We start from the raw sequence: 18,625 nt of genomic DNA on the forward strand, positions 1-18,625 counted from the left end.
TCAGTCTCCGTTCGCCCTGTCGGTCTCGTGGGGGACGTCGGCGACACCGCCGGCTTCGACGGCCAGTCGCGCGTTGCGGCGGTCGAGCGCCGCCCCCTTGATCGTGGCATACCCCCACATCGCACCGAAAATGAGCGCGACGATCAGGAGCGCCGGGAGCATGATCGCGCCGAGAGCGAGCACGAGCTGCCACAGCCACCCGAGCGCGATCGCCCAGCGGTGGCGCAGCAGGCCGGCGGTCACGATCATGAGCACCGCGAGGACGGCGCCGGCGACGATGCCCCACCACGGCTCGACGCCTGCGGGCAGCGCCTTCAGCCCGTAGACGACGAGCCCCCCGAGGAAGACGACGACCGACTCGAACCCGAGCACGATCGCGCCGAGTGATGCGGCGGCTCCGCGGGGCCGACGTTCGGCTCGGGCGCTCACGCCTCCCACCCGGACTTCCAGCCCTCGGCCGCCGCGAGGGTGAGGGCCTCGCCGGCGAGCACGACGGACCCCGCGATCACGACAGCTCGACGGTCGCCGGCCGCGGCCCACTGCCGAGCCGCTTCGGCCGCGTCGGCGAGCTCGGGGTGGACGGTGACGCCCACGCCCGCGGCCTCGACGAGGTCGGCGATCGCGTCGGCGTCGTTCGCGCGCTCGGAGTCGGGCGCCGTCGCGAAGACGTGCGCCGCGAGGGGAGCGAGCTCGGCGACGATCCCCGCGGCGTCCTTGTCGGACAGCACGCCCAGCACGACGCCCCACTCGTCGAAGTCGAACGCCTCGCGCAGCGCCGCGACGAGCGACCGCGCCCCGTGCGGGTTGTGCGCCGCGTCGACGATCACCGTCGGGTCGGCCCCGACGAGCTGCAGGCGACCGGGCGACGTGACCTGCCCGAGTCCCTCCGCGAGGATCTCCCCGGCGATCGCGACGGACCCCGCTCCGATGAGCGACTCGACCGCGGCGATCGCGAGCGCCGCGTTGCGGCCCTGGTGCTGCCCGTAGAGGGGCAGGTACTCCTCTTCGTACGTGGCGGCGAGGCCGCGGACCGTGATGACCTGCCCGCCGACGGCGAGTCGGTCGTCGGTGAGCGCGAACTCCTCGCCCTCGAACGCGATCGACGCGCCGCGCCGGGCCGCGACCTCGCGCAGCACGGCGGCCGCGGCGGGGTCCTGGTGCGCCGACACGACGGATGCGCCGTCCTTGATGATGCCGGCCTTGACACCCGTGATCTCCTGGATCGTGTCGCCCAGGCGATCGGCGTGGTCGAGGTCGATCGGCGCGATGACCGCGACGTCGCCGTCGGCGGTGTTCGTCGAGTCCCACGACCCGCCCATGCCCACCTCGAGCACGAGCACGTCGACGGGGGCGTCCGCGCACGCGACGAACGCGAGGACCGTCAGCAGCTCGAAGAACGTGAGCGGCGCGTCGCCCGCGGCCGCGAGCTCGGCGTCGACGATGCCCACGATCGGCTCGACCTCGTCCCACGCGTCGGCGATCGCGGCATCCGACACCGGCTCCCCGTCGATCATGATGCGCTCGGTGAACCGCTCCAGGTGCGGGCTCGTGAACATGCCCGTGCGCAGTCCGTGCGCGCGCACGAGGCTCTCGATCATGCGGCTGGTCGACGTCTTGCCGTTCGTGCCGGTGACATGGACGACGCGATACGTCTTCTGCGGGTCGTCGAGGAGCTCGAGCACACGACGCGTGCGCTCGACGCGCGGCTGCACCCACCGCTCCCCCTGCCTGAGCAGGAGCGCCTCGTAGACGCGATCTGCGCGACGCCGATCCTTTTCGCTCATGCGGATGCCCCCGACTTCGTCACCGCGACCTCGAACGCGCCGCGGTTCGCGAATGTTCCGGCCGCGAACTCGGCGACGTGCCCCGGCTTGGGCTTGTCGGGACGGCTGCCCCGCGGACCGTACAGCGAGTGCTCGACCGCGAGCGTCTCACCCGCCACGTTCGCGATGTCGAACGCGGTCTCGACCGCGACGCGGTCGTCGACGTCGTCGAACGCGAGCTCGAGGCGGATGCGGTCGCTCACCTCGAAGCCGGCGGCCTTGCGCGTGTCCTGCACCGCGCGGATGACATCGCGCGCGAGGCCCTCGGCCTCGAGCTCGGGGGTCGTCGCGGTCTCGAGCAGCACGAAGCCGCCCGACGGCAGCAGTGCGATCGCGGTGCCCTCACCGACGCCCCCGGCCTCGAGCGCGAGGTCGTACTCACCGGGCTCGAGGCCGATGCCGTCGACGATCACGACCCCGTCGCGCTCCTCCCACACCCCCGCCTTCGCACCCGCGATGACGTGCTGCACCTGCTTGCCCAGGCGCGGCCCGGCGGCCCGCGCGTTCACGGTGAGGCGCCGGCTGATGCCGTACTCCTCGGCGAGCGTCTCGGTGAGCGGCACGAGCTCGACCGCCTTGACGTTGAGCTCGTCGCGCAGGATGTCCTCGAACTGCGCGAGGGACGCGGCATCCGTCACCGCCACCGTCAGCTTCGCGAGCGGCAGGCGCACGCGCTTGCCCTCCTTCTTGCGCAGCGCGTTGGCGACGCTCGAGACCTCGCGCACGGCGTCCATCGCGGAGCGGATGTCGTCGGCGGGCGGGAACTCCGCGGGATCCGGCCAGTCCTGCAGGTGCACGCTGCGCCCGCCCGTGAGGCCCTGCCACACGCGCTCGGAGACGAGCGGGATAAGCGGCGCCGCGACGCGGGTGAGCGTCTCGAGCACCGTGTAGAGGGTGTCGAAGGCGTCGCGGCTGGCGGGGTCCTCGGTCACGCCGGTCCAGAACCGGTCGCGCGAACGGCGGATGTACCAGTTCGTGAGCACCTCGGCGAAGTCGCGCAGCTTCGCGGCCGCGAGCGTCGAGTCGAGCCCCTCCAGGTCCTCCGCGACGCCGCGCACGAGGTCGCCCGTGAGCGCGAGGATGTACCGGTCGAGCACGTCCGTCGAGTCGGTGCGCCACGACGCCTCGTAGCCCTCGCCCCCGGTCCCTGAGCCTGTCGAAGGGCCGCCGGCGGCGTTCGCATACGTCGCGAAGAAGTACCACGCGTTCCACAGCGGCAGCAGGAACTCGCGCACGCCCGCGCGGATGCCCTCCTCCGTGACGACGAGGTTGCCGCCGCGCAGCACGGAGCTCGCCATGAGGAACCAGCGCATCGCGTCGGAACCGTCCCGGTCGAAGACCTCGCTCACGTCGGGGTAGTTGCGCAGCGACTTCGACATCTTCAGCCCGTCGCTGCCCAGCACGATGCCGTGGCACGACACCCCTGTGAACGCGGGCCGGTCGAACAGTGCGGTGGACAGCACGTGCATGACGTAGAACCAGCCGCGCGTCTGCCCGATGTACTCGACGATGAAATCCGCCGGCGAGTGCTCGTCGAACCACTCCTGGTTCTCGAACGGATAGTGCACCTGTGCGTAAGGCATCGAGCCCGAGTCGAACCACACGTCGAACACGTCCTCGATGCGGCGCATCGTGCTGCGTCCGGTCGGATCGTCGGGATTCGGGCGCGTGAGATCGTCGATGAACGGGCGGTGCAGGTCGACCTCGCCCGCCTCGTTCCGCGGGAGTGCGCCGAAGTCGCGCTCGAGCTCGTCCAGCGACCCGTACACGTCGATGCGCGGGTGCTCGGGGTCATCGCTCTTCCACACGGGGATCGGCGATCCCCAGTAGCGGTTGCGGCTCACCGACCAGTCGCGAGCGCCCTCGAGCCACTTGCCGAACTGGCCGTGCTTGACGTTCTCGGGCACCCACGTGATCTGCTCGTTGTTCTCGAGCATGCGCTCCTTGATCGCGGTCACGCGCACGAACCAGCTCGACACCGCCTTGTAGATGAGCGGGTTGCGGCAGCGCCAGCAGTGCGGGTACGAGTGCTCGTAGCTCGCGAGGCGCAGCAGGCGCCCGTTCTGGCGCAGCAGGCGCACGAGGGGCGTGTTGGCGTCCATCCACAGCTCGCCCGCCACATCGGTCACCTGCGGGAGGAACCGTCCGCCGTCGTCGACCGACAGGATCGTCGGGATCCCGGCCGCCTCGGCCACGCGCTGGTCGTCCTCGCCGTACGCGGGCGCCTGGTGCACGATCCCGGTGCCGTCGCTGGTGGTCACGTAGTCGTCGACGAGGACGCGCCACGCGTTCTGGGTGCCCCAGGTCTCGGCATCCGCGTAGTAGTCGAACAGCCGGTCGTACGACACGCCGTCGAGCTCCGAGCCCACGACCACGCGTTCGACCGCGTCGCGCGCCGCCTCGGGCGACTCGTAGCCGAGGTCCTTCGCGTAGCCGCCGAGCAGCTCCTCCGCGAGCAGGTACCGGTGCGCGACAGCGCTCTCGCGATCGTCGCCCGCGGGGACGTCGGACGCGCCGTTCGGCCCGCCGGGAACGACGGCATAGCGGATGCCGGGACCGACGGCCAGCGCGAGGTTCGTCGGCAGCGTCCAGGGGGTCGTCGTCCACGCGAGCGCGCGCACGCCGGTGAGGCCGAGCGCCTCGGCCTTCGCGCCGACCAGCGGGAAGGTCACGGTGACCGACGGGTCCTGGCGCATCTTGTAGACGTCGTCGTCCATGCGCAGCTCGTGGCTCGACAGTGGCGTCTCGTCCCGCCAGCAGTACGGCAGCACGCGGTAGCCCTCGTACGCGAGGCCCTGGTCGTGGAGCGTCTTGAACGCCCAGAGCACCGACTCCATGTAGCTCGTGTCGAGGGTCTTGTAGCCGCGCTCGAAGTCGACCCAGCGCGCCTGGCGGGTGACGTAGTCCTCCCACTCGCGCGTGTACTCGAGCACCGACTCGCGGGCTTTCGCGTTGAACGCGGCGATGCCCATGTCCTCGATCTGCTGCTTCTCGGTGATGTCGAGCTGCTTCATCGCCTCGAGCTCGGCGGGCAGGCCGTGCGTGTCCCATCCGAACACGCGGTCCACCTTGTGACCGCGCATGGTCTGGAAGCGCGGGAAGAGGTCCTTCGCGTAGCCGGTCAGCAGGTGACCGTAGTGCGGCAGGCCGTTCGCGAACGGAGGGCCGTCGTAGAACACCCACTCGGGAGCGCCCTCGCGCTGCGCGATCGACGCGCGGAACGTGTCGTCGTGCTTCCAGAAATCGAGCACCTCGAGCTCGATCTCAGGGAAGCGCGGGCTCGGCACGATGGCGGACCGGGCGGCGTCGGCCGCGGGCCCGAAGGCGGAGGGTCGGGGGTAGGTCATCTCTCTCCAGCAGGTGCTCGTGTGCTCGACTGCCGGGACGACCCTCGCGGACCGCGGTACCACCCTGCTTGACCCCTGGATCGACGCCTGCGGCGTCCGGTGATCCGGGCCCCTCTCTCACTGCGGCTGTGACGGGCCTGGCCCGTTCGGTTCTAATGACGCCAGGCCCTGGGACCCGGCGCGTTCTTCCGAAGACTCCCCGGTGATGGCCGGATCGACGTCGTTGCGCTCGATCTTACCGGCTGCGCCGTCAGGCTGTCTGCGCTCGTCTCCCTGGAAGCGCTCCCACACCCGGCCCGCGCAGCGACGTATGCTTCCTCCAGCGGCCCCCGAGTTGAGGCGACGATGCCAGACACCCCGTTCTCCCGTCCCGTGATCTCGCGCCGCGCGCTGCTGACCGCCGCCGGCGCGGGGACGGTCGCCGTCGCGCTGGCGGCGTGCACGGCGGATGCTCCGCCCACCCCCACGCGAACCGCCGTGCAGAGTCCCGCGCCGTGGATCGTGCCCGACGGGCCGATGCGATTCCCCTCGGGCTTCACGTGGGGAGCCGCCACGAGCGCGTACCAGGTGGAGGGATCGCTCGCCGCCGACGGGCGGACGCCGTCTGTGTGGGATACGTTCGCCGCCCGCGCGGGGACCATCCGGGACGGATCCAACGGCGAGCCGGCCGCGGACCAGTACCGGCGGTACGAGGAGGACATCGGCCTCATGGCGAGCCTCGGCCTCGCGGCGTACCGCTTCTCGCTGTCGTGGTCGCGAATCGTGCCCACCAGCACGGGGACGATCAACTCCAGGGGCATCGAACACTACCGGCGCATGCTCGACGCGCTCGTCGGGCGCGGCATCCGTCCTGCCATCACGCTCTTCCACTGGGACCTGCCGCAATGGGTGCAGGATGCGGGCGGGTGGATCCAGCGGGAGACCGCGGACCTCTTCGCCGAGTACGCCGCCGCATGCTTCGACGCGTTCGGCGATGTCGACGCGGACTGGATGACCCTCAACGAGCCCAAGACCCACGCGTTCGTCGGGCACTGGTACGGCGCGCACGCTCCCGGCCTGCGCTCGCCCGACGTCGCGGCCGCGGCCGTGCACCACCAGCTGCTGGCGCACGGGCGCGCGGTCGAGCGCTTCCGCCTGAGCGGTGCGGGGGGACGCATCGGCATCGCGCTGAACCTCATCCCGGTGTACCCGACCGACCCGGACGAGCCGGAGGCGGCATGGCGGGTCGACGCGCGCGAGAACCGGCTGTTCCTCGATCCGATCCTGCTCGGCACCTATCCCGAGGATGCCGTCGGAGGCGAGTCGGGACAGCTCCCCGCCGACCCCGTCACCTTCCGGGGGCAGCAGAAATCCGGGGACCTCGCGACGATCTCGGCTCCCCTCGACTTCCTCGCGGTGCAGTACTACGGCGTGACCGGTGTGAATCCCGGCGGCCGTGAGACCCAGATCGCTCCGACATCGGCCGCGCCGTGGCAGCAGGTGCTGCCCGAGGGGCTGTACGACCTGCTCACGCGGCTCGCCGCGGACTACCCCGCCATCCCGCTCCTCATCACCGAGAACGGCATCCCCGACCGCTCGAGCGATGTGACGGTCGACGACCCCGAACGGCTCGAGTTCTTCAGGGCGCACTTCCAGCAGGCGGCGCGCGCGATCGACGGCGGCGTCCCGCTCGAGGGGTACTATGTGTGGTCGCTCCTCGACAACTTCGAATGGGCCGAGGGCTACACGCAGCGCTGGGGCATCGTCGCGGTCGACTTCGAGACGCAGGAGCGGCTGCCGAAGAGAAGCGCGGGCTTCTACGCCGAGGTCATCGCGGCGAACGCGGTGCCGCCTGCGTAATACAGTTCCTGGATTCGATCCAGCAACTGCCGAGCGGTGGCAGGATAGACCCTCGTGACAACAGCAGACGCCGCCCCTGCGGCATCCGGTCCATCCGGTTCCTCCTCCGTCCGCCGCGTGGCCTGGGCCTCGATGGTCGGCACCTCCCTCGAGTCGTTCGACTTCTACGTCTTCGCGTACTTCTCGGCCTTCTTCGTCGGACCCCTGTTCTTCGAGCCGCTGGGCGAGCTCGGCGGCACGCTCCTGGCGTTCTCGACCGTCGCGCTCGCGTTCGTCGTGCGCCCGATCGGCGCGGTGATCTTCGGCCACATGGGCGATCGCCTCGGCCGGCGCGCGACCCTCCTGTGGACCATCGGCATCATGGGCGTCGCGACCGGCCTCATCGGCCTGCTGCCGACGTACGCGCAGGCGGGCTGGCTCGGCGCGGTGCTCCTCGTGCTCCTGCGCATCGCGCAGGGCGTCTCGCTCGGCGGCGAGTGGGGCGGATCGATCCTCCTCGCGACCGAGCACGCCAACCCGGTCAAGCGCGCCTTCTACGCCGCCATCCCGCAGCTCGGGTCGCCCGTCGGCTCGATCCTTTCGGCAGCGCTCTTCATCGTCATGACGATCGCGCTTCCGGCCGATCAGCTCGCCGCGTGGGGCTGGCGCATCCCGTTCCTCATCGCCTTCCCGCTGCTCGCGGTCTCGCTCTACTTGCGCCTCACGATCACCGAGACCCCCGTCTTCGAGGGGGTCGTCGCCGAGGGCCGCCGTGACAAGGTGCCGTTCGTGACGATGTTCCGCCGGAGGCCCCTCGCGATCCTCATCGCGATCGGAGCCGCCCTGCTCGGCATCGGGTCGTACGGGCTCATGAACACCTACACCGTCAACTACGGCGTCACCGTGCTCGGCTTCAGCTTCCAGGACCTCCTCATCGCCACGACGATCGGCGGTCTCCTGCAACTCGTGACGATCCCGCTGTTCGGGGCGTGGGCGAATCGCATCGGCTCTGCGCAGGTCGTCGCGTGGGGTGCCCTCGGCACGCTCCTCATCACGTTCCCGATGTACTGGCTGCTCCAGTTCGCGACGTTCCCGATCCTCGTCGGCACGATGATCGTCGGCGGAATCCTCCCGACGATGGCGTGGGCCGCGCTCGGCGGGCTCATGAACGACCTCTTCCCCGACCACTTCCGCTATTCCGCGCTGTCGGTCTCGTACGCGTTCGCGGCGACCGTGAGCGGCTTCGTGCCGCTGCTCACGACCGCGCTCGGAGGTGCGACGGATTTCGCGTGGTGGCATCCGGGCATCGTCCTCGCGATCCTCTCGGCCGTCACCCTCGTCGCGGCGTGGGCGGCGGCGCGCCTGGTGCGCACGCGTCCGGTGCCCGAGGCTGGTCCGGCTCCCGAGGAGCTCGAGACAGAGGTCGGCGCGGCCGCCGCTCGCTGACGATAGGGGTGACGGATGCCGTGGCATCCGTCACCCCGCGCTCATCATCACGGGCGTCGTGTCGCCGACCCGTGACAGGATGAGCGCATGCCCGGCCGCCTCATGCTGCTCGACAGCGCTTCGCTCTATTTCCGCGCGTTCTACGGCGTACCCGACTCGGTGCGCTCCCCCGACGGCACGCCGGTCAACGCGGTGCGCGGGTTCCTCGACATCATCGCGCGGCTCGTGACGACGTACTCGCCCACCGACCTCGTCGCGTGCTGGGACGACGACTGGCGCCCGCAGTGGCGCGTCGACCTCATCCCGTCATACAAGACGCACCGCGTGGCGCAGGTCGTCGAGGGCGCGCCCGACATCGAGGTCGTGCCCGAGGCGCTCGAGGCACAGGTGCCCGTCATCCGCGAGGCGCTCGCGGCGGTCGGCATCGTCATCGTCGGAGCGGCCGAGCACGAGGCCGACGACGTGATCGGCACGCTCGCGACCCGGGCGAGGCAGCCCGTCGACGTCGTCACGGGCGATCGCGACCTCTTCCAGCTCGTCGACGATTCGCGGGACGTGCGGGTCATCTACACCGCCCGCGGCATGAGCAACCTCGAGGTCGTCACCGACGAGACCGTCGTCAAGAAGTACGGGGTGCTTCCGCAGCAGTACGCGGATTTCGCGACGCTGCGCGGCGACTCGTCCGACGGCCTTCCCGGCGTGGCGGGCATCGGCGAGAAGTCGGCAGCGGGGCTCCTCGCCACCTACGGCGACCTTCCGGGGATCCTGGCCGCGGCCGACAGCGGCGAGGGCGGCATGAGCGCCGGCGTGCGCGCCAAGATCGAGGCCGGCCTTCCCTATCTCGCCGTCGCACCGACCGTCGTGGGGGTCGTGCGCGACCTCGATCTGCCCGAGGTCGACGCGCGTCTGCGTCCGCTCGACGAATCGGCGAAGGCGGATGCCGCCGGCTTCGCCGGCCGCTGGGGACTCGGCGGCGCGATGACGCGGCTCATCGACGCGCTCGACCGCGTCGAGGCAGGCTAGCGCCTGGGCCGTCCGGCTGCGGCGATCGCGGCCAGCAGCGTCGCGCAGTAGCCGATCGCGAGGATGAGCAGGAGCACGAGGGCAGCCGTCCACTCCCCCGTCGCCTCGTGCAGCGCGCCCACGACGGGTGCGCCGAGGGCCCCGACCGCGTATCCGAAGCCCTGAACGAGCGCCGACAGTCCGGCTGCCTCGGCGTCGTCGCGCGCGACCGCGACGAGCGCCGAGAAGATGACGACGAACCCGCCCGCGTGGCCGATCGCGCCGACCGCGAGCCACACCCACAGCGATCCGGGCGCGGCGAGGAGCCCGATCGTCACGACGAGCCACGACGCGCAGATCACGAGCGGCGTGACGATCCGCGGTGTGAACCGCATGAGCAGCGGCACGAGGAACGCCCCCGCGATGCCGACGCCCTGATAGACGGATGCGATCGCGCCGGCGGATGCCGCGTCGAGCTGCAGCTCGTCGGCGGCGAACGTCGGCAGCCACGTGGACAGCGCGTAGTAGATCGTGCACTGAAGCGCGAAGGATGCGACGAGGAGCCAGGCCACGGGGCGGCGGAGCATCCGTCGCTCCCCGCCTCGACGCGTCACGACCGGCAGCGGTCCCGTGAGGATGTCGGGATCGACGTCCCGGCCGGGGGCGGATGAGGACGCGGCCGGCGCCGGGACGCCGGAGTACAGCTCGTCCGGGTCGTCGCCGGCACGCCGCTCGCGCTGGAGGTGCGCCGCCCACACGATGATCCCGGCGATCGTGATGACCGACCAGGTGAGCAGCGCCGCGGGCCAGCCGATCACCGACGCGAGGGGCGCCGTGAGCAGCGATGTGATGAGCGAGCCGGCATTGAGCATCGCGGCGTACGCCGCCGTCACGATCGCGACCCGTTCGGGCCGCACGTCGCGCCGGATGATCACCGGGATCACGACGTTGCCGATCGTGATCGACGCGCCGATGACGACCATCCCGACGAGCATCGAGCCGAACCCCGGGAGGGCGCGCACGAACGTGCCGAGGAGGACGCCGCTGAGCGAGACGACGAGCGCGGTCTCGGCGCCCGCCCTCCGGATCACGACCGCCGCGACCGGCGTGAGCAGCGCGAACATGAGCACGGGAGCCGTTGTGAGCAGGCCCGCCGCGGCGGCTCCGACATCGAGGTCGCGCTCGATGTCGGTGAGCACCGGGGTCGGTGCGACGATCGGGCCTCGCAGGCTCAGCGCCGCGACGAGAACGCCCGTGATCACGAGCCAGGGCATCCCGCTTCTCGCGTGGGATGCCGGGCGCGCGCTCACCTCACGAGTCTAGGCGGCGGCCTCCAGGCGGAGCCCTGTCGCGATGGCGTTGCGAGCCCAGCGGTAGTGGTTGCCGCCGCACTCGAGCGCCAGCTCGCCGAGCGGCGACCCCTGCGTCCACGGATGGCTGTCGGCGTCGCTGAGCTCGGAGTCGGAGTGGAGCGCCACGTCCGCCTGCAGCGACTGATGCGAAGCCTTCAGCAGCGCGAGCAGATCGTGCAGGCTCGTGCCCTGCCACTGCTGACGCAGGTCCTCGTTGAGCTCCGCCAACTGCGACCACGAGTAGCCGTCGGCCGGGATCGCGGGGATGCCGCCCGTCGTCCCCTCGGCGTACCAGCCCTCGAAGAGGATGTGCCACGCGTGCAGATGGGCCACGACGTCCCGCACATTGCGATCGCGGGCGTCGCCGGCGAACTCCTCATCGAGGCGCTCGGGCGGCAGCGAGTCGATCAGTGCCATGAGCGCCTCGAACTCCTCGTCGTTGCGCTCGAGCAGCTCGTCTCTCGTGAAGTCCACCATCCTCCGAAAGTACCCCGGGCCGGCGGCGTTCGGCGAGGGCTCATCGCGGCCTTCGCAGCCATTCGCGCAGCCGCTTCAGCGGCCACGTCGTGACGATCCTGTCGGCGGGGATGCCCGCGCGCTCGGCGCGCTCCGCCCCATAATCGATGAGCGAGAGCTGGCCGGGCGCGTGTGCGTCGGAGTCGATCGAGAAGAGGCATCCGATCTCGAGGGCGAGCGCGAGGAGGTCGTCGGGCGGATCCTGCCGCTCCGGCCGGGAGTTGATCTCGACGGCGACGCCGTGCTCGGCGCACGCCTCGAACACCGCCCGCGCGTCGAATGCCGACTGCGGTCGGGTGCCCCGTGAGCCCTCGACGAGGCGACCCGTCACGTGGCCGAGCACGTCGGTCCGCGGATTCGACACGGCCCGGATGAACCGGCGGGTCATCGGCCCGGCCTCCATGCGCAGCTTCGAGTGCGCCGACGCCACGACGACGTCGAGCTCGTCGAGCAGCTCGGGCTCCTGGTCGAGCGCCCCGTCGTCGAGGATATCGACCTCGATTCCCCACAGCAGCGTGAACCGCTCGTCGCGGAACCCCTCCACGACCTCGCGCTGCGCCCGCAGCCGCTCGGGCGAGAGTCCGTTCGCGACGCGCAGGCGCGGCGAGTGATCGGTGAGGGCGACGTACTCGTGCCCGAGGATGCGCGCCGTCTCGACCATGAGGTCGATCGAGGTGAGCCCGTCCGACCAATCGCTGTGACTGTGCAGGTCGCCGCGAAGCAGCGCCCGCAGTTGCGACTCGCGCTGCACCCCGGCCCGCTCGCGCAGGTCCGCGAGATAGGCGGGGACGCCGCCCGCGAGCGCCTCCTGGATCACCGCGAAGGTCGACTCGCCGACGCCCTTGAGGCGACGGACGGATGCGGCGTCCCGAAGCTGCTCGTCGTTCAGGCCCGCGATCGCGTCGGCGGCGGCGCGGAACGCCTTCGACTTGTAACGCGACGACCGCTCACGCTCGAGCAGGGTCGCGATCTCGATGAGCGCCTCACGCGGGTGCATCGCAGTCTCCGCGGGAAGCGCCGATCATGCCGAGCGGCTCACTCCGCCGGCCCGGCGAAAGACGACCGCTTCACGACGACGGGCGCCGTGGCGAGGCGGTGCAGCGCCCATCCGAACATGATCGAGAGCACGCCGACCGCCGCCGCGAAGGCGGACACGCCGTACGACACGACCGACGTGAACAGCGACGCCCGCAAGAACGACGCGTTCATCATCGTCGCGCGCATCGGGTCGTCCTGCGGCAGCTCGGCGTACGTCTGGCCGCCGGAGGCCTCGAGCGCATGGCGGTTGATGATGTCGGCCTGCACATAGGCGGTGAACGGGCCGGTCACCTGCTGACCCTGGAACGCCATCGCGTCGTCGGGGATCGTGATGTTCTCGGCCCGCAGCTGCGTCGTCACGACGATCCACACGATGATCGCGACGACGATCAGCGCGATGCCGGCGAGGATGCCGAGGATCCCGACGACCTTCACGCCCCCGGTCGTGCGGGCGGGCGGTTCGATCGCGTCGGCGGCTTCGGGGGCGACGGCATCTGACATGGCGAGCTCCTCTTTCGAAATCCCGAACGGATGCTGCGGCAAACCTAGCGTCCGCCTGCGACGCGCCGCCAGAGCGTTGCGCGCGTGTGCGAAGACGGGGAGATCAGGCGGATGCCAGAGACTTCGTGACCTCGATCCACTGGTCGAGCGTGGCAGCCGCCTTGCCCTCGTCGATCGCGGCGGCCCCCAGCTCCATCGCCTCCGCGAGACGTTCGAGGACCGGACGCTGGACCTCGGATGCGTCGCGGAACAGGCGGTACGCGACGATGCCTGCGGCGGCGTTCAGCAGCACGATGTCGCGCACCGGGCCCTTCTCGCCCCCGAGCACGCGCCGCACCACCTCGGCGTTGTGCGCGGGGTCGCCGCCGAGCAGGTCGTCGATGTCGGCGAGCGGGATGCCGAGGTCCCTCGGGTCGAGGTCGTGCTCGTGGATGTCGCCGCGGCTGACCTCCCACAGGCGGCTGTGGCCGGTCGTGGTGAGCTCGTCCAGGCCGTCGTCGCCGCGGAACACGAGCGCCGTCGCACCGCGCGTGCGGAACACACCCGTGATGAGCGGCACGCGGTCGAGGTGCGCGACGCCGACCGCGTTCGCCTCCGCCCGGGCCGGGTTGCACAGCGGGCCCAGGAAATTGAAGACCGTCGGCACGCCGAGCTCGGCGCGCGTCGGACCCGCGTGCCGGAACCCGGGGTGGAAGGCCGTCGCGAACACGAAGGTGAGCCCGGCCCGGTCCAGCGTCGCAGCGACCGCCTCGGGCGAGAGCCCGAGATCGACGCCGAGCTCGCGGAGCACGTCCGACGAGCCGGACGAGCTGCTGGCCGCCTTGTTGCCGTGCTTGACGACGGGTATCCCGGATGCCGCGGCCACGATCGCCGCGGTCGTCGACACGTTCACAGTGCCGAACCGGTCGCCACCCGTCCCGACGATGTCGAGCACGTCGGGCGACACGGGAAGCGGAAGCGCGGCCTCGAGGATCGCGTCGCGGAATCCGACGATCTCGTCGACCGTCTCGCCTTTCGCGCGCAGCGCCACGAGGAACGCGCCGAGCCGGGACGGCGTCGCCGCCCCGCTCATGATCTGGCGCATCGCCCATGTCGACTCCGACACGCTGAGGTCCCTGCCGTCGAGCAGGCTCGAGAGGATCTCCGGCCACGAGTACAGCTCCGCCATGATCCAGAAGCCTAGTGCGCGGCCGGACACGCCGACTGCCAAGGGCCCTCGGCGGTCTCGCGGCGACTTGCCAGCGCACTCCGAGAAGGCCCGAAGTTGCCACTCAGGCCCGCTGGATGGTTGGCGGTGCGTGATGCGTCTCTCAGGATCAGCCATAATGGGGACGTGACGAGCACGCCAGCGACCTATTCCCAGGCCATGCGATCCGTCAAGCGTCCCGATCCGGTCGCTGTCGGAACGATCGTGTGGCTCGGCAGCGAGGTGATGTTCTTCGCGGGTCTCTTCGCGATCTACTTCACCCTGCGGGCCACCTCCCCTGAACTGTGGGCGGACCGCACCGCGCTGCTGAACATCCCCTTCGCCGCCGTGAACACGCTCATCCTGGTGCTTTCGAGCTTCACCTGCCAGATGGGCGTCTTCGCCGCCGAGCGCTTCCAGCCGTACCGCACGAGCGGGTTCTGGAACATCCGCCGATGGGGCATGGTCGAGTGGTTCTTCCTCACCTTCTTCATGGGCGCGGTGTTCGTGTCCGGCCAGGTCTGGGAGTACGCGCAGCTGGTGACCGAGGGCATGCCCATCCAGGCAGACTCCTACGCGTCGGCCTTCTACCTCACGACGGGCTTCCACGCCCTGCACGTGACGGGCGGTCTCATCGCGTTCCTGCTCGTCATCGGCCGCGCGTACGCGGTCCGCAACTTCGGGCGCAAGGAGATGACGTCCTCGATCGTCGTGTCGTACTACTGGCACTTCGTGGACGTCGTCTGGATCGCGCTGTTCATCGTCATCTACTTCCTGAGATAGAGCGGAGCGGAATCCCGACATGGCACGAGAGAGCAAGCGCCGCTCGAACGGGCGCCGGAGTCCCTGGGCGGCGGCCGCCCTCATCGGTATCGGCCTCCTGATCACCGGTGGCGTCTACGCCGGGGCGTCGGCGGCGATGGCCGCCACGGCGGAGCCGTCTGCCTCGAGCACCCTGACCGTCGAGGACGGCAAGCTGCTGTTCCAGGCGAACTGCGCCACCTGCCACGGTCTCAGCCTCGAGGGGACCCCGAACGGCCCGTCGCTGTTCGGCGTGGGTGAGCTGTCGGTCGAGTTCCAGCTCGCGACCGGACGCATGCCGCTGCAGATGCAGGGGCCGCAGGCACCGCAGAAGGCCCCGCAGTTCACCGAGGACCAGATCGAGGCGATCGCGGCCTACGTGCAGTCGACCTCGCCCGGGCCGACCTACCCCGACCCCGAGGTGCTCGATGGCGAGGGCGACATCGCGCGCGGAGCCGAGCTGTTCCGCATCAACTGCGCGATGTGCCACAACGTCGCCGCCGCGGGCGGCGCGCTCACCGAGGGCAAGTACGCCCCCGCCCTCCACACCACGAGCCCGCTGCACATGTACGCGGCGATGGTGACCGGCCCGCAGAACATGCCCGTGTTCAGCGACATGAACCTCTCGCTCGAAGACAAGCGCGACATCATCTCCGCGCTCATCTTCCTGCAGCAGGAGGAATCGGCCGGCGGCTTCACACTCGGCTCGCTGGGCCCGGTCTCGGAGGGCCTGTTCATCTGGATCTTCGGCATCGGCGCGCTGATCGCCATCACCGTGTGGATCACGGCGAAGTCCAACTGAATCGACGACGACACTCACGCGAAGAGGACACAGCATGGCACACGAGGAAGACCCGCTCGAGCACGAGAGGGCCTCCTGGAAGCCCTCACCGGGGCTCGCGGTCGCCGTCAGCGACCCCGTGAAGACGCCGGACCTGCCGCCCCACCGGGCGCGCATGACCGACAAGGACCCGGTCGCGATGAAGCGCGCCGTGCGGACGATCTACACGCTGTTCTACCTGTCGGTGGCGGCGAGCGTCTTCTCCGTGGCGGCCTACATCATCTTCCCGATCGAGAGCGGCCGGATCGCGGACATCCGCTACAACAACCTCTTCGTCGGACTCGGCATCGCACTCGCGCTGCTGGCCCTGGGCATCGGCGCGATCCACTGGTCGAAGGCCGTCATGTCCGACAAGGAGTTCATCGAGCCGCGGCACGCCACGCGCGGCCGTGACTCGACGCGCGAGTCCGCGGTCAAGGCCTTCGCCGACGCGAACGAAGAGTCGGGCTTCGGCCGTCGCGCGATGATCCGCAACTCGCTGTTCGCGGCCCTCATCGCCTCGGTGGTCCCCGGCATCGCCCTGTTCCGCGGACTGGCCCCGCAGAACAGCCCGACGAACGCGATCGCGGGCGACCCGGTCGCGCTGCTGTCCCACACGATGTGGGAGGAGGGCATGCGCCTCGCGCGCGACCCCGAGGGCACTCCGATCCGCGCCGCGGACGTCACGCTCGGCTCGGCAATGCACGTGATCCCCGAGAACCTCGCGGAGATGGGTCACGACGAGGGCTACCTCGAAGAGAAGGCCAAGGCGATCGTGCTGGTCATGCGCCTGCTGCCCGAGCAGCTCGTCGAGGCCGAAGACCGCAAGGACTGGTCGTATGACGGCATCGTGGCCTACTCGAAGGTCTGCACGCACGTCGGATGCCCGGTCGCCCTGTACGAGCAGCAGACGCATCATCTGCTGTGCCCGTGCCACCAGTCACAGTTCGATGTCACGCGCGGCGCGGCCGTGATCTTCGGACCGGCGGCACGTCCCCTGCCGCAGCTGCCCATCACGGTCGACGACGAGGGCTATCTCGTCGCCCGCAGCGACTTCACCGAGCCCGTCGGCCCGAGCTTCTGGGAGCGCCATTGAGTACCGCATCCGCAACCTCCCCGTTCCAGGCGGAGACCAAGGAGAAGCCGCTCGGCGGCCGCTTCGTCGGCGCCGCCGCGAACTACATCGATGAGCGGACCAGCCTCTCCGGCTTCGTCAAGGAGCTGGGCCGCAAGATCTTCCCCGACCACTGGTCGTTCATGCTGGGCGAGATCGCGCTGTGGAGCTTCGTCGTCGTCCTGCTCTCGGGCACGTTCCTGACGTTCTTCTTCCAGGCCTCGATGGTGCCCACGCACTACTCGGGCGCGTTCATCCCGATGCGAGGCGTCGAGATGTCGGCGGCGCTCGACTCGACCCTGACGATCTCGTTCGACATCCGCGGCGGCCTGCTCGTGCGCCAGATCCACCACTGGGCGGCTCTGGTGTTCGTCGCCGGCATCGGTGTGCACATGCTCCGCGTGTTCTTCACCGGCGCGTTCCGCAAGCCGCGCGAGCTGAACTGGGTGATCGGCTTCATCCTGTTCATCCTCGCGATGGGCGAGGGCTTCACCGGCTATTCGCTGCCCGACGACCTCCTCTCGGGCAACGGCCTCCGCATCATCGACGGCATGATCAAGGGCATCCCGCTGATCGGCACGTGGACCTCGTTCCTGCTGTTCGGAGGCGAATTCCCCGGCACGGCGATCGTCGGCCGTCTGTACACGCTGCACATCCTGCTGCTGCCGGCGATCCTGGTGGCGCTGCTCGTCGTGCACCTGATGCTCATGGTCATCAACAAGCACACGCAGTTCGCCGGCGCGGCGCGCACGAACAGCAACGTCGTCGGCTACCCGATGATGCCCGTGTACATGTCCAAGATGGGTGGGTTCTTCTTCATCACGTTCGGCGTGATCGTGCTCATCGCATCGCTGTTCACGATCAACCCGATCTGGAACTACGGACCGTACGACCCCTCCCCCGTGTCCGCCGGCACGCAGCCCGACTGGTACATCGGATTCGCGGACGGCGCACTGCGCCTGGTTCCGCCGCACCTCGAGTTCGTGTTCCTCGACCGCACGTGGTCGTTCAACATCCTCATCCCGCTGGCCGCGCTCGGTCTGTTCATCGTGCTCGTCCTCATCTACCCCTTCATCGAGGCGTGGATCACGGGCGACAAGCGCGAGCACCACATCGCGCAGCGTCCGCGCAACGCCGCGACGCGCACGGCCATCGGTGCGGCGGGCGTCACGTTCTACGCCGTCCTGTGGGCCGCCGCCTCGTCCGACATCATCGCGACGCACTTCTGGCTCACGATGGAGGGTGTCATCCACACTCTCCAGGCCCTGCTCATCGTGGGTCCGATCATCGCCTACTTCGTGACGAAGCGGATCTGCATCGCGCTGCAGAAGAAGGACCGCGAGATCGCGCTGCACGGCTACGAGTCCGGTCGCATCGTCCGCCTGCCCGGCGGCGAGTACATCGAGGTGCACCAGCCTGTCGACGATTACGAGCGGTGGAAGCTCATCGGTCACGAGGTTGAGGAGCCCCTGGTCGTCCGCCCGAACGCGCGTGGACGCATCCCGTGGCACCAGAACCTCCGCGCGGCGCTGTCCCGCTGGTTCTTCGAGGACCGCCTGGCGCCGGTCACGCAGGCCGAGATGGCCGCGGCGCTCGAGCACCAGCACCACACGCTCGACCACATCGCGGTCGAGGAGGACGCTGAGATCCAGGCCGCCCACGAGCGCGCCGGTGTTCCCGACGCCCCGCACGTGCCGATCGACGACGGCCACAACACCGAGACGGCCAACCGCCCGTCGAACGTGATCGTGGTCGAAGACGAGAACTCGAAGAAGTCGAAGAAGCGCAACCAGAACGGCGACGAGTAAGTCGCTGTCACGCACACCGGATGCCCCGGCTCCCCTTTCGGCGGGCGGGGGCA

15 protein-coding genes are annotated in these 18,625 nt (G+C 70.0%); 7 read left to right on the forward strand and 8 right to left on the reverse strand.

The features are described 5' to 3' along the window. Genes BJ991_RS13160 through ileS form a run of 3 tightly spaced genes read right to left on the reverse strand, consistent with a single transcriptional unit; the run spans position 1 to position 5,170 of the window. Complete coding sequence (locus BJ991_RS13160; RefSeq protein WP_343048759.1) at positions 1-429, reverse strand: DUF4233 domain-containing protein; 429 nt, start codon at positions 427-429, stop codon at positions 1-3. Beyond that, positions 426-1,784, reverse strand: a complete 1,359-nt coding sequence (locus BJ991_RS13165) for a bifunctional folylpolyglutamate synthase/dihydrofolate synthase (protein ID WP_179490679.1) — start codon at positions 1,782-1,784, stop codon at positions 426-428. The genes BJ991_RS13160 and BJ991_RS13165 overlap by 4 nt, the downstream gene beginning before the upstream one ends. After that, positions 1,781-5,170, reverse strand: a complete 3,390-nt coding sequence (gene ileS / locus BJ991_RS13170; RefSeq protein WP_179490681.1) for an isoleucine--tRNA ligase — start codon at positions 5,168-5,170, stop codon at positions 1,781-1,783. The genes BJ991_RS13165 and ileS overlap by 4 nt, the downstream gene beginning before the upstream one ends. Before the next feature lie 345 nt (positions 5,171-5,515). Here ileS and BJ991_RS13175 point away from each other — a divergent pair, with 345 nt between their 5' ends. From BJ991_RS13175 to BJ991_RS13185, 3 genes are all read left to right on the forward strand, one after another. Then, positions 5,516-7,009, forward strand: a complete 1,494-nt coding sequence (locus tag BJ991_RS13175) for a GH1 family beta-glucosidase (protein ID WP_179490683.1) — start codon at positions 5,516-5,518, stop codon at positions 7,007-7,009. Between the two features lie 54 nt (positions 7,010-7,063). Continuing rightward, a complete protein-coding gene (locus tag BJ991_RS13180) occupies positions 7,064-8,434 on the forward strand; it encodes an MFS transporter (protein WP_343048760.1) in 1,371 nt (456 codons plus the stop codon). An 87-nt stretch (positions 8,435-8,521) separates the two neighbouring features. Continuing rightward, positions 8,522-9,457, forward strand: a complete 936-nt coding sequence (locus BJ991_RS13185; RefSeq protein ID WP_179490685.1) for a 5'-3' exonuclease — start codon at positions 8,522-8,524, stop codon at positions 9,455-9,457. Here BJ991_RS13185 and BJ991_RS13190 read toward each other — a convergent pair. From BJ991_RS13190 to trpD, 5 genes are all read right to left on the reverse strand, one after another. Further along, the gene (locus BJ991_RS13190) at positions 9,454-10,710 is read right to left on the reverse strand and encodes an MFS transporter (RefSeq protein WP_179490687.1); all 1,257 of its coding nucleotides are present in this window, start codon (positions 10,708-10,710) and stop codon (positions 9,454-9,456) included. The two genes, BJ991_RS13185 and BJ991_RS13190, sit on opposite strands and share 4 nt — an antisense overlap. A 45-nt stretch (positions 10,711-10,755) precedes the next feature. After that, on the reverse strand, positions 10,756-11,265 hold the full coding sequence (locus tag BJ991_RS13195; protein ID WP_179490689.1) for a ClbS/DfsB family four-helix bundle protein: 510 nt from the start codon (positions 11,263-11,265) through the stop codon (positions 10,756-10,758). A gap of 40 nt (positions 11,266-11,305) precedes the next feature. Beyond that, positions 11,306-12,301, reverse strand: coding sequence for a PHP domain-containing protein (locus tag BJ991_RS13200; protein ID WP_179490691.1), 996 nt, complete (start codon positions 12,299-12,301; stop codon positions 11,306-11,308). 38 nt (positions 12,302-12,339) lie between these two features. Further along, positions 12,340-12,843 (reverse strand): aromatic ring-opening dioxygenase LigA, encoded by a 504-nt coding sequence (locus BJ991_RS13205; RefSeq protein WP_179490693.1) that lies wholly within the window; start codon positions 12,841-12,843, stop codon positions 12,340-12,342. A 103-nt stretch (positions 12,844-12,946) separates the two neighbouring features. Beyond that, the gene (trpD, locus tag BJ991_RS13210; protein ID WP_179490695.1) at positions 12,947-14,011 is read right to left on the reverse strand and encodes an anthranilate phosphoribosyltransferase; all 1,065 of its coding nucleotides are present in this window, start codon (positions 14,009-14,011) and stop codon (positions 12,947-12,949) included. A gap of 198 nt (positions 14,012-14,209) precedes the next feature. Here trpD and ctaE point away from each other — a divergent pair, with 198 nt between their 5' ends. From ctaE to qcrB, 4 genes are read left to right on the forward strand one after another with little or no spacing between them, the layout of a single operon-like run. Continuing rightward, positions 14,210-14,812, forward strand: a complete 603-nt coding sequence (gene ctaE, locus BJ991_RS13215) for an aa3-type cytochrome oxidase subunit III (protein WP_179492796.1) — start codon at positions 14,210-14,212, stop codon at positions 14,810-14,812. A 19-nt stretch (positions 14,813-14,831) separates the two neighbouring features. Then, positions 14,832-15,632 (forward strand): cytochrome bc1 complex diheme cytochrome c subunit, encoded by an 801-nt coding sequence (gene qcrC, locus BJ991_RS13220; RefSeq protein ID WP_179490697.1) that lies wholly within the window; start codon positions 14,832-14,834, stop codon positions 15,630-15,632. Between the two features lie 34 nt (positions 15,633-15,666). Then, positions 15,667-16,746, forward strand: coding sequence for a cytochrome bc1 complex Rieske iron-sulfur subunit (gene qcrA, locus BJ991_RS13225; protein WP_179490699.1), 1,080 nt, complete (start codon positions 15,667-15,669; stop codon positions 16,744-16,746). Further along, positions 16,743-18,572 carry a cytochrome bc1 complex cytochrome b subunit gene (qcrB, locus tag BJ991_RS13230; protein ID WP_179490701.1) on the forward strand — a complete coding sequence of 610 codons (1,830 nt, stop codon included), beginning with the start codon at positions 16,743-16,745 and terminating at the stop codon, positions 18,570-18,572. The genes qcrA and qcrB overlap by 4 nt, the downstream gene beginning before the upstream one ends. Positions 18,573-18,625 lie beyond the last annotated feature (53 nt).

The organism is Microbacterium immunditiarum, from assembly GCF_013409785.1.
In the GTDB taxonomy this organism is placed as follows: Bacteria; Actinomycetota; Actinomycetes; order Actinomycetales; family Microbacteriaceae; genus Microbacterium; species Microbacterium immunditiarum.